The organism is Pseudarthrobacter sp. N5, from assembly GCF_050157035.1.
GTDB lineage: Bacteria > Actinomycetota > Actinomycetes > Actinomycetales > Micrococcaceae > Arthrobacter.
On sequence record NZ_CP189593.1, the window covers coordinates 3341413 to 3355116 of the forward strand.

The window sequence follows — 13704 nt, forward strand, 5'->3', positions numbered from 1 at the left end:
AGTCCAAAGCTGGGGAAACCCGGCGCCTGCGCGTCAGCGGACCATCCTGCCCCGCAGCACTTGCCACACTTCACCGATGATTTTCTGCTGGTTGTACACCACATCCTGATACCCGTACCTCAGCACTGCGTAGCCATCGAGAGTGCTGGCATTGTTCCGGCGCCGGTCCTTCCTCACTTGCCGGGCTTCCAGATGGGAAGCGCCGTCGAGCTCCACGATCAGGAATCCTTCCAGCAGGAAGTCCACTATCCCGATTCCTGGCAGATCCACCTGCGTTTCGGTGTGGATTCCCTGGCGCCGGAACAGCAACCGGGCCACCACTTCAATGGGCGAATCCGCTGTGCCGTCGACGAGGTCCAACACCTTACGCGCTCCCCCGTTCCTGTTCCCCGGCAGCCGTTGCCGCAGATAGTCCAGAGTGGTAGTTCCCTGCAGCACCGCGCTCTCCACCACGATGGCCGCCTCGACTTCCGGCAGGCACCGGAGGGAATGGAGCAGCGTATCCGTCAGTCCCGCGACAGGCAGCGGGAACAACGGCGGCACAAGGCTTTCGCGGTGGATCACTACCCCGGCCGCCGAACCGTGCTTGCAGAGTAGATGCAGTTTCTTCGGTTCGTGGAGGCACCAGAGTCCATGGTGGGCGGCCGCCGAGGCGCAGCTCAGCAGCCCGTTAGCCAGGACAGCCGCCACCATGTTCGGGGCTGCTTCCGGCAAAGCCACCACTCCATGACGCAATCGCTTGATCTCCCCCGCAGTCACTGCGTTTCGGATGGCACGCTCTGTGCAGCCCGCCTTCAACAGTGCGGAGGTGCGAGCCACCGAGCCGGCGTATTTCAAATAAGAAGCGAGGTCCATAAGTCCAGCACAGCCGCCGCGGGCGCCCCCGGCCACTCGTCAATCCGGTTATGTGGACAACTTCGAGCGCTGATTTCCCCCACTTTTCACGGTCGACGACGGCGGGTCGCGGCGGCTCGCCGGGAATCAGGCGCCGTGGTCACCAAAGGTGGGGAAAGCCCGACGCGCCCTGTACGTCCAACTCGAAGGGCGGTCGACGACGGCCGGCCGGGCCCTGAATCACCCGCGGCGAAGTTGTGACACGCCGAGTAACAGCGAATTTGAACCGCATGACACATTTGTCATATACTCATTACGGATCCACCAAACGCCTCCGGTGGATCTGATGCGAACGGAGAAATGGCCCCGGTTCGACGCAACGTATGACTAGTATCGTTGCAGAGAACCGGGGCCATTGCGCTTAAACGGGGTGAGGCCGCTCGAAGCACCCACCAGCGAAGCAGTCGGTCAGCTGGCCCGGTCCACCACGGCCAGCGCGAAGTTGCTCAGCGAAGCCTTCACCACACCCTCGGGCAAGGGGGCCAGGGCAGCGATCGCTTCATCAGCCCAGGCCCGGGCCACAACCCAGGACTCGGCTGTCACGGCGTGCTCACGGAGCCCTGCAACGGCAGCCGCCAAGGCTGAGTCCGAGGTGAGGTCGCCGTCGATCAGTTTGAGAAGTTCGACGGCGGACTGGTCACCCGCCGCTGCGGCATTGCGCAGCAGCAGCACGGGGAGCGTGGGCACACCCTCGCGCAGGTCGGTTCCGGGGGATTTGCCGGACTTGACCTTGATGCCGGTGACATCGATGACGTCGTCAGCGAGCTGGAATGCCACACCAACTTTTTCGCCGTATTCAACGAGCAGCTCTTCATAGGCGGAATCCGCGCCGGCAAAAATCGCGCCGAGTTGGCCGGAGGCGGCCACCAGGGAGCCCGTCTTGTCCGCGATGACGGAGAGGTAGTGCTCTATGGGATCCTCGTCCGGGCGCGGCCCCACGGTCTCGTGCAGCTGACCCAGGCACAGGCGCTCAAAGGTACGGGCCTGGATGCCCAGGGCGCGGGAACCGAGCTCGGATACCAGGATGGAGGCCCGGGCAAAAATGAGGTCGCCGGTGAGGACAGCCACGGAGTTGCCCCACACCTCGTGGGCTGTCGGCGCCCCGCGGCGGAAGGGAGCGGAGTCCATCACGTCGTCATGGTAGAGCGTGGCAAGGTGCGTCAGCTCCACCACCACCGCCGCCTGCACCACTGCGGGCAAGGAGGCATCGCCCAGGTGCGCGCACAAAAGCGTCAGCAGGGGACGGATGCGCTTGCCGCCGGCTTCCACGAGGTGACGTGACGTTGCGTCAGCCAGCGGATCGGAGTTGGCAATGGCTTCGCGGAGCTTTTTTTCCACCCGCGCCAGGTTGTTGGTGATTGCGGGGCCCAGCTCCGGGTCCCCCGCAATGGCAGCAAATCCGGCCGGCAGCTGGAGGCCCGTGGCGATTGCTGTGGTGTTGAGGTTGGGCTCGTTCGAGTCCGGCAGGCCGTGTCCGGCGTGCGTCCAGCTGTGGTCTGCGGAGTTGGTCACGGGTTAACCCTAGCTTTGTTTTCGGAGTCCGCCGATTTGGAGCCGGACGCGGAGGTTGATGGCATATTGGACGTCGGCGGAGCCAGCTTTTCGAGAACCCGGATTACCCGGTCCTCGAAGCCCTTGGCGGCCGGATCCGTCAGATTGGCAAGCAGCCGGACCACAAAACGCATCAGCACCGGCAGAGGCATCCCGGTCCGCAGAGCGAGCTTCATCACGGCAGGCTTGCCGATCAGCGCGGCAAATGCCCGCCCCAGCGTGAAGTGCGATCCCCACTGCCCGCGCACGTAGTCCGCGTACCCCGAAAGGTGCGCATCGGCGTCGTGGGCGGCTGACGCACCGGAACGCAAGCCAGCGGAGCGCCCAGATGAAGTAGCGTCAATAATGAACTCGGCCGCGAATCGCGCGGACTCCATCGCGTAGGAGATGCCTTCACCGTTGAAGGGGGACACCATGCCACCGGCATCGCCAAGCAGCATCAGGCCCGGCGAGTAGTGCGGTGTGCGGTTGAAGCCCATGGGCAGGGCGGCACCGCGGATCTCCCCCACCTGGTTTTCGGGCGTGAAGCCCCACTCGGCGGGCATGCCGGCGGTCCATTCGCGCAGGACCTGTTTGTAGTCCAGCTTGCCGAATTCCTTGGAGGAGTTCAGGATGCCCAGGCCCACATTGGAGGTGCCGTCGCCCACGCCGAACACCCAGCCGTAGCCGGGCAGGAGCTTGCCGCCACGTCCCGGAAGTTCCAGCCAGCCTTCCATCCAGTCGTCGTTGTGGCGCGGCGAGGTGAAGTAGGTGCGGACGGCGACGCCTAGCGGGCGGTCATCCCGCTTTTGGATGCCGAGCGACACCGCGGTGCGGGACGAGTTGCCGTCCGCGGCGAGCACGACGTCGGCGTGGAAGTCGCGCGTCTCCCCCGTCTTGCGTCCGGACTCGTCAAGAAGGGCGGCGCGGACGCCTGCCACCCGGCCGTCTTCCGAACGGAGTGCTTCGGTGACGCTGTGGCGTTCAAGCACAACGGCGCCGGCGGAGTGGGCATGCCGCGCCAGTTCCTCGTCAAATCCGAGCCGGGTCCGGATCAGTCCGTACTGCGGAAAGTCCGAAACTTCGGGCCACGGCAGCTCGATGCTGCGGCCGCCGGCAATCAGGCGCAACCCTTTGTTCCGGCGCCAGCCATCCGTTTCCCGGTGCGGCATTCCCAGCTTCTGGATTTCGCGGACTGCGCGGGGCGTCAGTCCGTCGCCACAGACCTTCTCACGCGGGAAGCTGGTCTTTTCAAGCACAGTGACGTCGATACCGGCTTGCGCCAGGTAGTACGCGGCGGTGGACCCTGCCGGCCCTGCTCCGACGATGAGTACCTTCACAGCGCTAGCGTGGCGTGCGGGTAACGTTGCGGCGCAGTTTGGCGACCGGGCCCGTGTGCGCGGCCATGGCGGCAGCAGCGCCGTCGGGCGTTGACTCCAGCGGCTTGTGGGCGCGGTGGACTGCCACAATGCCGCCGCTGAGGTTCCGGTACGTGACCTTTTCCCAACCGGATTCGTGCAGCCAGGCAGCCAGGTGGTCCTGATCCGGCCAGGCACGGATGGACTCCGCCAGGTACACGTAGGCGTCCGGGTTGGAGGAGACTTTGACCGCGATGGCAGGCAACGCGCGCATGAGGTACTCGGTGTACATGGTGCGCCAGAGCGGCACGACGGGCTGCGAGAACTCGGCGATGACCAGCTTGCCGCCCGGTTTGGTGACGCGCAGCATCTCAGCCAGGGCCTTGCGTGGCTCGTTGACGTTCCGCAGGCCAAAGGAAATGGTGGTGGCATCAAAAGTGTTGTCCGCGAACGGCAGGTTGGTGGCGTCTCCGGCGATGAAATCGATGTCCGGGCGGCGGCGTTTGCCCACCTTGAGCATGCCGAGCGAGAAATCGCAGGCAATGACATCGATTCCCGCATCGGCATACGGCTCGCTGGATGTACCGGTCCCTGCGGCGAGATCCAGCACCCGCTGACCGGGCAACATGCCCATGGCTTCCACCACGACCCGGCGCCAGCGGCGCGTCTGTCCCATGGACAGAACATCGTTGACGACGTCGTATTTGGGGGCGACGTCGTCAAACATCGTGGCTACTTCGTCCGGACGCTTATCCAAGGATGCTCGGTTCACCATGCAATTATCTCAGACAAATCTAAGAAGCACTTTCGACGAACCTGTACTGCGGTCCGCTGCAACGGCGAACGCCTCCGCACCCGCACTGGCTGAACGCCGGACTGGCCGGCCGGCCAGAGCCTGAAGTCATGCCACGCGGGAGTACTGTTGTTTCATCATGACGAGCACGTTCCGCACCTTGACAGTCCCTCTGGATGGAAAATCATCTCCCGGGGGGCTGCCGTCGTTTCTGGTCCGGGACGATGTCCTCTGCTGGACGCGCCGCGAAGCCGGCCTGGTGGGCTTCGGTGAGCTGGCCCGCTTCACCGCCGCGGGCCCGGAGCGATTCCTCGAGGCCGATATCTGGTGGCGGCACCTGGTCATCGAAGCTGATATCACTGACTCAGTCGGGGTGCCCGGCACCGGTCCGGTGGCCTTCGGCTCGTTCGCCTTTTCCAAAGTTTCCGCGCACCGGTCACGGCTGATTGTTCCCGAGATCGTGGTGGGCGTCCGCGACGGGCGGGCCTGGCTCACCCAGTTAACGTTCGACGACGGCGACCTCACGGAAGCGGGCGCCCTCGCCGCGCTCGAACGCTGGCTGGACGTACCCGCTGGCGATGCCCCCGAAGCCGGCGCACCCGCTGAGGCGGGTGCCGACGTCGGACATTCGGTGCCCCAGGCGAGCGCAGCGACACTGCAGACCGGGTCGTTAAGCGAAGCGGACTGGATGGACGCAGTGGAGTCCGGGGTCGCGGAAATCCGCACCGGCAAGCTGCAAAAGCTGGTGCTGGCACGGGACATCGTTGCCACTGTGCCGGACGGCGTCAACGCGGCAGCTGTGCTGCGGGAACTCGCGGTGCGGTACCGCGAATGCTGGACGTATGGCGTGGACGGACTGGTGGGCGCCACCCCGGAAATGCTGATCCAGGTGGAAGGCCGCACTGCCCAGGCGCGGGTGCTGGCCGGGACGCTGGACCGTCGTGATGCTGCCGGCGAATCCGGCCTGCCCATGGACTACGCCGAACGCGTGCTGGCCGGATCCGAGAAGCAGCGTCACGAACACGAGATCGCCATCCAGTCCCTGACCACACAGCTGGCCCCGTTTTCCGAGGCCATGAACGCGCACAGCGAGCCGTTCATCCTGGAGCTTCCAAACGTGTGGCACCTTGCTTCCGATGTGAAGGCCGAGCTGGCGGACATCGAGGGGCATGTCCCCACGTGCCTCGCGCTGATCAACGCGCTGCACCCCACTGCGGCTGTCTGCGGCACGCCCACGCTGGTTGCCGGCGCGCTGATCCGCAAACTGGAGCATCTGGACCGCGGCCCCTACGCCGGGCCGGTGGGCTGGCTCGATGCCGCGGGCAATGGCGAGTGGGGCATTGCCCTGCGTGGAGCGGTGATTGAATCGCCGGACACCGTGCGGCTCTACGCGGGCTGCGGGATCGTGGAAGGCTCGCATCCTGAAGCTGAACTGGCCGAGACCTGGGCCAAATTCCGGCCGATGCTCGAATCGCTGGGCATCAAAAGCTAGCTCCGTGGGTCAGGGAGAATCCGGGATTTGAGACACTCTCCGCCGCGGACGTCTTGCAATTAACCTTGGAATAGTTATCCAATAGTAAAACTAAGTTTTCTGTGATGCACATCTCCTATTCGGCGTTACACTATAAACCGTCTTAGTCATGCATACCCCCTGCAACAAAAGGTAAGAAACTATGCAGCTCAAGTCCATCCCCACGGCAAAGCTGGCCGTCAAGGCAGCCGCAATCCTCGCCGTCGGAGCCCTGACACTCACTGCCTGTGGCGGCAGCCCCACACCCGCAGCCTCAGAGAGTGGCGTGAAGCTCATCAGCTCCGGCAAGTTCACGGTCTGCTCGGACATCCCTTACGAGCCCTTCGAATTCCAGAAGGACGGCAAGAACGTCGGCTTCGACATGGACATTGCTGCCGAGGTAGCCAAGGATCTGAAGGCCGAACTCAGTGTGGTTGACAGCTCCTTTGAAGCAATCGAGACCGGCACAGCACTGACCCAGTGCGATGTTTCCATCTCCTCCATCTCCATCACTGACACCCGCAAGTCCGTGATGGACTTCTCTTCCCCGTACATGGATGACGACCTCACCCTGGTGGCCACAGCGGCTTCCGGCATCACGGACATCAAAAGCGCCAAGGGCAAAAAGGTGGGCGTTCAGCAGGCCACCACCGGCGCCAAGTACGCCGCGGACAACGGCATCGACGCGCAGCAGTTCGAGGACTCCGGACTTCTGGTCCAGGCTCTGCAGGCCGGCACTGTCGACGCTGCCCTGGGTAACCAGTCCGTCCTGGCCTACGCCATCAAGGACGACTCCAAGATGAAGCGTGTGGAAAACTACGCCACGGGCGAGAAGCTCGGCATCTCGATCAAAAAGGGCAACACCGCCATGGCCGATCAGATCAACTCCACGCTCAAGCGACTGACCGACGACGGCACCTTGAAGAAGTTCCAGACCACCTGGTTCGGCGAAGCCACCAAGTAGCCAACTCCGGCCTCGGACCAACCCAGCCCTGAGACCTACCCGGTTGAGGCCCCGTCACGATCTGTCAAGCAGCTCGCTGTAAAGCAGCACGTACGGGGCCTCAACTGCGCAAAACGAATGTGAGTACTCCATGGCAATGACCGCACGTCAAAGAGCCAAAGTCAGCCTCTACGTCCAAGCCGGAATCTTCGTTGTGGCAGTCGCCGCACTGATTCTGGCCACGGACTGGAAAACCGTAAGTAACAGCGTCTTCAACTTCGGCAAGATCGGCCCGATGTTCCCGGGCATCATTCTAGTGGGGCTGAAGAACACCCTCATCTACACCGCACTGGCGTTCGTCGTGGGTCTGTCCGGCGGCCTGTTGCTGGCCCTGATGAAGCTGTCCTCCTTCCCGCTGTACCGCTGGATCGCCACCGGTTACATCGAATTCTTCCGCGGCGTTCCCGCGCTGTTGGTGTTCATCGCCTTCGGCTACGGCGTGCCCCTGGCCTTCGGCGTCTCCTGGGACGTCAATATCGTGGTTATGGTGTCCCTGGGCATCGTGGCCTCCGCCTACATCGCTGAAACGCTGCGCGCCGGCCTGCAGGCCGTGCCGAAGGGCCAAATGGAAGCAGCCCGCTCCCTGGGCATGCCCATGTGGCGGGCCATGATCTCCATTGTGATCCCGCAGGCGTTCAAGATCGTGTTGCCGCCGCTCACCAATGAGGTCATCCTGCTGACGAAGGACTCCTCGCTGATCTATGTGCTGGGTCTCACCGCCTCGCAGTACGAGCTCACCAAGTTCGGGCGCGACGGCATCTCCAGTCTCGGCGCGGGCCTCACACCGCTCCTGGTGGCCGGCGCTTTCTACCTGGTCATCACCATCCCGCTGAGCCTCTTGGCCCGGAAGTTCGAAAGCCGCTCAGCGCGGACGAAGCGATAGGCAGGACAGTCATGAACGACGCCGTACAAAATACTCGACCCAACAGCGGGGGTCTGCAGGCCGCAGGGGTTTCCATCAAGGACCTCCGCAAGTCCTACGGCTCCAATGAGGTCCTCAAGGGCATCAGCCTTGAAGTGAAACCCGGTGAGGTTGTCTGCCTGATCGGCCCGTCCGGCTCCGGCAAGTCCACACTTCTGCGCTGCGTTAACCTGCTGGAGCAGCCCAATGAGGGAACCATCCACGTGGGCGGCTTCGAAGCCACGGACCTTGATGTGGACATCGACAAGATGCGCCGCAAGGTGGGCATGGTGTTCCAGCAGTTCAACCTGTTCCCGCACCTGGATGCGCTGCGGAACTGCACCATCGCGCAGACCAAGGTGCTCAAACGTACCCAGGCCGAGGCGGACAAAGTGGCCCAGGCCAACCTTGAGCGCGTGGGGCTGGGACACCTAGCTGACCGCTTCCCGGACCAGCTCTCCGGCGGCCAGCAGCAGCGTGTGGCCATCGCCCGTGCGCTCAGCATGGACCCCGAACTGATGCTGTTCGACGAGCCAACTTCAGCGCTGGACCCGGAGACGGTGGGCGATGTCCTGTCCGTCATGCGGAACCTGGCCAGGGAGGGCATGACCATGCTGGTGGTCACCCACGAGATGGGCTTCGCCCGCGAAGTGGCAGACCGCGTGGTGTTCATGGACGGCGGAATCGTGGTGGAGGAGGGCGTGGCCGAGCAGGTGGTCAGCGCCCCCACCCAGAGCCGCACCAAGGAATTCCTCAAGCGCGTGCTGGACCCGACGCACATCGACATCGCCGAGTAGTCGCCGGCGACGCGCTGGGCGCCCTGCGCTACGTGCCCTGCGCTGCGCAAATGCCCTGGCGCTACTGGAATTCCGGTAGCCCCAGGGCATTTGCGCGTGATGGTGCAGTTTCCGTGTCGCTCACAGCGCAGAACGGGCACGACGGCGGGGCACACCAGCCGCCGCCAGCTTCCGTTCCAACCGTCCGGGCTCCATCAGATCGGCCCACACCCAGCGGACAACGCCGCTCCCTACGGCACGGATCCGGTCTTCGCGGAACTTTTCATCCACGACGGCCTGCGAGGCGGTGCGGCCATTGAGATATTCCGGTTTCAGGTACTTGTCCACGCCATCGAACTCGCCGGCAACTCTTACGCCGGCCCAGTAGAAGTCCGTGTAACCCGCGAGTCCGGAAGCGTCGCACACCTCGAACTGGAGCACCGGTGCCTGGAAGCCGGCAACATGCATTTGCGCCCGGCTGTATGACTCGCCGGCTGACCCGGACTGCGGATCCGCGAACTCAACTGCGGCCATGATCCTGCGGGCCGCAGCTGCCGTGTAGTTGCCCTCGATTCCGGCCCGCAGCGCGTCCTTGGTGAATGCGGAGAAGCCAAGCCGGCTGTCCGTTCTGAGCACATGGTCAAGCGGAACAATGGCCTCGACAAAGGGTGTGAAGGCAGCCAGATCCAGGACGGTGCGCAGCCTGCCCGTCACCAGCAGTCCGTCGCGCCGATGGACTGTCACTCCCCTGGGATCAGCGAAGTGGCGGGTGACACCAGCGCGGGACCGGCCGCCGTCGCTCTTCAGAGTCAGTGCATGAACTGCCTGGCGTTGGCCGATGGTGGGAATCCCCCACACAGTGGCGGCTGAGTGCCACGCGAAAACCGTTGGAGCCACGAAGGTTTCGGCGGCCGCGTTGACGCAGACCCTGTACTGCTCCCATGACTTCAATGACTTCCACGCAGCACCGTCGACGTACACCCCCTGCCGAACGCGGAACAGCACGCCGGATCTGGACAGTTTGGCGAGGTCCTTGGCCGTGACGCCCTGCTGCACGCTCTCGCGGGTAAGGATGAGCCTGGGTAATTCCGTCATGGATCGACGATCGCAGGCCGGGCCGGGCCGCGGCAGTGCCTGCCCCGGCTATGTGGATAACGTCTGCGGACAAGCTGGCGACGCGCCTTCCGCCTGCCGACGCGCAAAATGGCTGACGATGCGGGTATTCGCGAGTCGCCAGGTAATTTGCGAGTCGTCAGGTAATTCGCAGGGTCGCCAGGTAATTCGCGGGTCGTCAGGACGGGCGCACATCGAGGGACGGAAAGAGCATCGAGGGACCGGGTCAGGAGCGGAGCACTCCTGCTGCGGCTGCGCTGACTGCGGCCTTGATCCGGGAGTGCAGTTCGCGGAGCCCGTGCCGGTCCGTGCGCACCTCGATGATGCTGCGGCCAACGAACGGCGTGCTGAGCGCTTCGGCGAGTCCCGCCGTTGTGCTTACGGAGCAATGTTCGACGCCGTACGCAGCGGCGAGTGCCGCGATGTCCACTGTGTGAGGGGTGCCGAAGAGCCGCTCGACCGCGTTTCCGTAGCCGCCTGCCTCCTGGACAGCTCCGTGTTCCAAGAGGTTGAAGATGGCCCCGCCGGCATCGTTCAGGACCACAATCCGCAACTGCGGCTCCGATTCGCCGGCGCCAAGGAGGAGCCCGCCGGCGTCGTGCAGGAAGGTGACGTCGCCCAGGAGCAGCGTGGTCTCCTGAAGCCCGCCGAGCGCAATTCCGGTGGCCGTGGAGATGGTGCCGTCGATCCCCGACAGGCCGCGGTTGGCGAAAACTGTTGCCTGCGGCTCGGACCTGGGCTGACCCGCGAGGTCAACGTCGCGGATGCCGTTGGAGGAACCCAGCACCAGCTGCCCGAGCGAATGCTCCCACACCGCTGCCCCTACGGCCGGCCCGGTAGCTGCCGCTGAACCGGAAAGTATTCCGTCCAGGGCATGTTGGGCAGCCGAGCCCGCCAGCAGCCAGGCGTCCAGCCACGCCGAGGTACCCCGGCCGGAGAAATCTGCGAGGTCAGCGAGGTTTTCCAGCGGAAGTTCGGTGCGGCGGCCTGGCTCGTACCAGGCTACGGGCACGGGCTGATACAGGGCAGAAGGAACGTCTGCGCGGGCCAGCAAGGCGGAGACCGGCCGGGACAGCGTGGGCCGCCCGAACACCACCACGCGCTCGATCGGCTGGGCCGAATCAGCACCGAAGTGCTCCAGAAGCAACCGATAGGGACCCACGGCATTCGGCCCGAACCGGGCGTTGGACGATGGCTCAGCCAAGAGAGGCAAGCCATGAGCGCAGGCAAATGCCTCGGCGACCGGCCCGGCGCCGTGCCCGGCCAGGACCACAGTGCGCCGCTCGGCCAACGCAACCGCCGCAACCGGAAGCGTCACGGATTCCGGGGCATGCCCGATCCGGTACGTTTCGCGTCCGGTCGAGTCAGGCAGCCGCGGCCCCGCCTCCGGTACCAGCGGATCGCGGAACGCAAGGTTGAGCTGCACGGGTCCGGGGGCAAGATCCGAAAACGCACCGGTTGCCGCTGACAGGGCCGTTTCCACAGCGCGCTTGGGGTTTTCACCGGCGGGGACGTCCGTGGCAAAGCGAACGTGCTCGCCAAAGAGGTCCAGCTGGATGGTTGTCTGGTTCGCGCCCGTGCCGCGCAGCTCCTCGGGGCGGTCCGCGGAAATGACCACCAGCGGAACGGCGGCGTGGTTGGCTTCCATCACGGCAGGCAGCAGATTCCCGGCCGCCGTCCCGGACGTTGTCAGCACGGCAACGGGCGCGCCGGTGGAGAGGGCAAGGCCCAGGGCCGTGAAAGCCGCCGAGCGTTCATCGATCCGTACCAGCAGCTCCACCCGCCCGGCGGCCTCGGCTTCGGCCAGTGCGTAGGCCATCGGGGCTGAGCGCGAGCCCGGTGAGACCACCACGCAGTGCACACCACCGCTGGCCAGGGAATCCACGGCAACCCGGGCCGCTTCCATCGAATTCAGGGCGGGCGCCGGTTCGGCGGGAGTTTCGGGCGCGTTCTCGGAAGTCACCGAACCAGTCTGCCACCAACCCCGAGCGGCTACATGTTCTCCGGGGTCCCGATACCCAGCAGCTCCAGGCCTCCGGACAGACGGGCCAGCACCAGCGCGCACAGTGCAAGCCGCGATTCCCGCACGGAATCGGCCGCCTTGAGCACCGGGCACTGGTCGTAGAAGGTGGTGAACAGCTGCGCGAGCTCGAACAGGTAGGCACACAGCCGGTGCGGTTCCAGCACCTCGCCCACCTTCTGCAGCGTTGCATCGTATTCCAGGAGATGGAGGGCAAGTGCGCGTTCGGCAGCTTCGACGACGGCGATCGCCACTGCCGCCCCAGGAGCCGCTGCCGCAGGAACACCAGCCTCGCCGTCAACCGGTGCTTTCCTCAGGATGGAGCGGATCCGCGCCGCGGCGTATTGCACATAGGGTCCGGTGTTGCCACTGAGGGCGAGCATGCGGTCGAAGTCGAAGACGTACTCGGTGTCATGCCCCACGGAAAGGTCCGCGTACTTGACGGCTCCGATGCCCACTTGCCGTGCGGTTATGGCCCGTTCCTCGTCGCTAAGTTCCGGCCGGCCGGCCTCGATCACAGCCCGCGCCCGGTCCACTGCCTCCTCAAGCAGCGCCATCAGCCGGACGGGGCTGCCAGAGCGTGACTTGAGGATTTTGCCGTCCTCGCCCAGCACATTTCCGATCTGCACGTGTGTAGCCTGCACTGAGTCCGGCAGCCAGCCGGCGTCGCGTGCTGTTGCCATCACCATGCGCAGGTGCACGTTCTGCGGCGCGCCCACTACGTACAGGATGCGGTCCGCGTGCAGCTCGTTCACGCGGTAGCGGATGGTGGCGAGGTCCGTGGTTCCGTAGCCGTAGCCGCCGTCGGACTTGCGGATGATGAGCGGCAGCGGCTGGTCCTCGCGGCCGGTAAACCCTGCCGGGAAAGTGCACAGGGCCCCCTCACTTACCCGCGCGATGCCGCGCTCCTCCAGTTCCTGGCACAGCTGTGCTAGATGGGGATCGTAGGAGCTTTCGCCGGCAATATCAGCATCGCCCAGGCTGACCCCCAGCGTGTTGTAGATGGCGTTGAAGTAGAGTTTCGACTGCGCCACCAGCCGCCGCCACACAACAAGCGTCGCCTCGTCGGCGGACTGCAGCGACACCACGCGGAGGCGGGCACGCGTGGCGAACCCTGCAGCGGCGCCGTCGGAAGCGTCGAACTTTGCCCGGGCCGCCTGGTAGAACGCACTGGGATCGTCCACCAGCAATGCCGCTTCCGCCGAGTCCTCACCGACCTCCAGCCAATGCTCGATCAGCATGCCGAACGGGGTCCCCCAGTCGCCGATGTGGTTTTGCCGGATCACGGTGTGGCCCAGCGCCTCCAGCACGCGTACCAGGCAGTCGCCCACCACCGTGGTGCGCAGGTGCCCCACATGCATTTCCTTGGCAACGTTCGGGGACGAATAGTCGACGACGACGCGCTGCGCTGCCGCTCCCGGCGCACCTTCCGCCGTAAGCAACTCCGGCGTCGTCGGCTGTGCGTTCAGCAGCTCTTCGATCCAGGTGCCGTCGAAGGTGAGGTTGATGAAACCGGGTCCGGAGATCTCCACGGCGGTACAGATGCCGTCCAGATCCAGTGCTTCCACGATTTTCGCGGCGGTGTCCCGGGGCGGCAGGCCCACCCTTTTGGCAAGGGCCATGGCGGCGTTGATCTGGATATCGGCGAACTGCGATGGCCGGATCACGGGATCGGTTGACCCGAAGTCCTGGCCGAATGCTTGGGCAATGGCTGCCTGGACTCTGGGGACGACGATCTGGGCCGGGTTATTCACACAGCCCAAATTATCAGGCCCTCCCCTTCAAACGCTCCCTCAGCCTTCGCGG

Annotated in this window: 11 protein-coding genes; 4 read left to right on the forward strand and 7 right to left on the reverse strand. The window is 64.9% G+C overall.

Features of this window, described 5'->3' with window-relative positions; all coding sequences use genetic code 11:
• Nucleotides 1-33: 33 nt before the first annotated feature.
• From ACQCST_RS16045 to ACQCST_RS16060, 4 genes are all read right to left on the reverse strand, one after another.
• On the reverse strand, nucleotides 34-855 hold the full coding sequence (locus ACQCST_RS16045) for a DUF559 domain-containing protein (protein WP_426996726.1): 822 nt from the start codon (nucleotides 853-855) through the stop codon (nucleotides 34-36).
• A gap of 447 nt (nucleotides 856-1302) precedes the next feature.
• Nucleotides 1303-2406: a polyprenyl synthetase family protein gene (locus tag ACQCST_RS16050; RefSeq protein ID WP_426996727.1), complete on the reverse strand. Its 1104-nt coding sequence runs from the start codon at nucleotides 2404-2406 to the stop codon at nucleotides 1303-1305.
• Complete coding sequence (locus tag ACQCST_RS16055; RefSeq protein ID WP_426996728.1) at nucleotides 2403-3764, reverse strand: geranylgeranyl reductase family protein; 1362 nt, start codon at nucleotides 3762-3764, stop codon at nucleotides 2403-2405. Before ACQCST_RS16055 ends, ACQCST_RS16050 begins: the two co-directional genes overlap by 4 nt.
• 4 nt (nucleotides 3765-3768) lie before the next feature.
• Nucleotides 3769-4554, reverse strand: coding sequence for a demethylmenaquinone methyltransferase (locus ACQCST_RS16060; RefSeq protein WP_426996729.1), 786 nt, complete (start codon nucleotides 4552-4554; stop codon nucleotides 3769-3771).
• Between the two features lie 160 nt (nucleotides 4555-4714).
• On the opposite strand from ACQCST_RS16060, the gene ACQCST_RS16065 reads away from it, so the two are divergent.
• The 4 genes from ACQCST_RS16065 (at nucleotide 4715) to ACQCST_RS16080 (ending at nucleotide 8786) form a co-directional block, all read left to right on the forward strand.
• On the forward strand, nucleotides 4715-6067 hold the full coding sequence (locus tag ACQCST_RS16065) for an isochorismate synthase (RefSeq protein WP_426996730.1): 1353 nt from the start codon (nucleotides 4715-4717) through the stop codon (nucleotides 6065-6067).
• 181 nt (nucleotides 6068-6248) lie between these two features.
• Nucleotides 6249-7049, forward strand: coding sequence for an ABC transporter substrate-binding protein (locus tag ACQCST_RS16070; protein ID WP_426996731.1), 801 nt, complete (start codon nucleotides 6249-6251; stop codon nucleotides 7047-7049).
• Between the two features lie 130 nt (nucleotides 7050-7179).
• Nucleotides 7180-7971 carry an amino acid ABC transporter permease gene (locus ACQCST_RS16075; RefSeq protein WP_426996732.1) on the forward strand — a complete coding sequence of 264 codons (792 nt, stop codon included), beginning with the start codon at nucleotides 7180-7182 and terminating at the stop codon, nucleotides 7969-7971.
• An 11-nt stretch (nucleotides 7972-7982) separates the two neighbouring features.
• Nucleotides 7983-8786, forward strand: coding sequence for an amino acid ABC transporter ATP-binding protein (locus ACQCST_RS16080; protein WP_426996733.1), 804 nt, complete (start codon nucleotides 7983-7985; stop codon nucleotides 8784-8786).
• A 120-nt stretch (nucleotides 8787-8906) separates the two neighbouring features.
• Here ACQCST_RS16080 and ACQCST_RS16085 read toward each other — a convergent pair whose 3' ends face one another.
• The 3 genes from ACQCST_RS16085 to argS form a co-directional block, all read right to left on the reverse strand.
• Entirely contained in the window at nucleotides 8907-9860 is a 954-nt protein-coding gene (locus ACQCST_RS16085; protein WP_426996734.1) for a hypothetical protein, read from the reverse strand.
• Between the two features lie 244 nt (nucleotides 9861-10104).
• Nucleotides 10105-11784: a 2-succinyl-5-enolpyruvyl-6-hydroxy-3-cyclohexene-1-carboxylic-acid synthase gene (gene menD / locus ACQCST_RS16090; protein ID WP_426999200.1), complete on the reverse strand. Its 1680-nt coding sequence runs from the start codon at nucleotides 11782-11784 to the stop codon at nucleotides 10105-10107.
• 86 nt (nucleotides 11785-11870) lie between these two features.
• Nucleotides 11871-13652 carry an arginine--tRNA ligase gene (gene argS / locus ACQCST_RS16095; protein WP_426996735.1) on the reverse strand — a complete coding sequence of 594 codons (1782 nt, stop codon included), beginning with the start codon at nucleotides 13650-13652 and terminating at the stop codon, nucleotides 11871-11873.
• Nucleotides 13653-13704 lie beyond the last annotated feature (52 nt).

What these genes read in the sequence shown, in the direction of transcription:
- ACQCST_RS16070 (WP_426996731.1), top strand. Translation starts at nt 6,249, where the DNA reads ATGCAGCTCAAGTCCATCCCCACGGCAAAGCTGGCCGTCAAGGCAGCC.
- ACQCST_RS16065 (WP_426996730.1), top strand. Translation starts at nt 4,715, where the DNA reads ATGACGAGCACGTTCCGCACCTTGACAGTCCCTCTGGATGGAAAATCA.
- ACQCST_RS16080 (WP_426996733.1), top strand. Translation starts at nt 7,983, where the DNA reads ATGAACGACGCCGTACAAAATACTCGACCCAACAGCGGGGGTCTGCAG.
- menD (WP_426999200.1), bottom strand. Translation starts at nt 11,784, where the DNA reads ATGGAAGCGGCCCGGGTTGCCGTGGATTCCCTGGCCAGCGGTGGTGTG.
- ACQCST_RS16075 (WP_426996732.1), top strand. Translation starts at nt 7,180, where the DNA reads ATGGCAATGACCGCACGTCAAAGAGCCAAAGTCAGCCTCTACGTCCAA.
- ACQCST_RS16045 (WP_426996726.1), bottom strand. Translation starts at nt 855, where the DNA reads ATGGACCTCGCTTCTTATTTGAAATACGCCGGCTCGGTGGCTCGCACC.
- ACQCST_RS16085 (WP_426996734.1), bottom strand. Translation starts at nt 9,860, where the DNA reads ATGACGGAATTACCCAGGCTCATCCTTACCCGCGAGAGCGTGCAGCAG.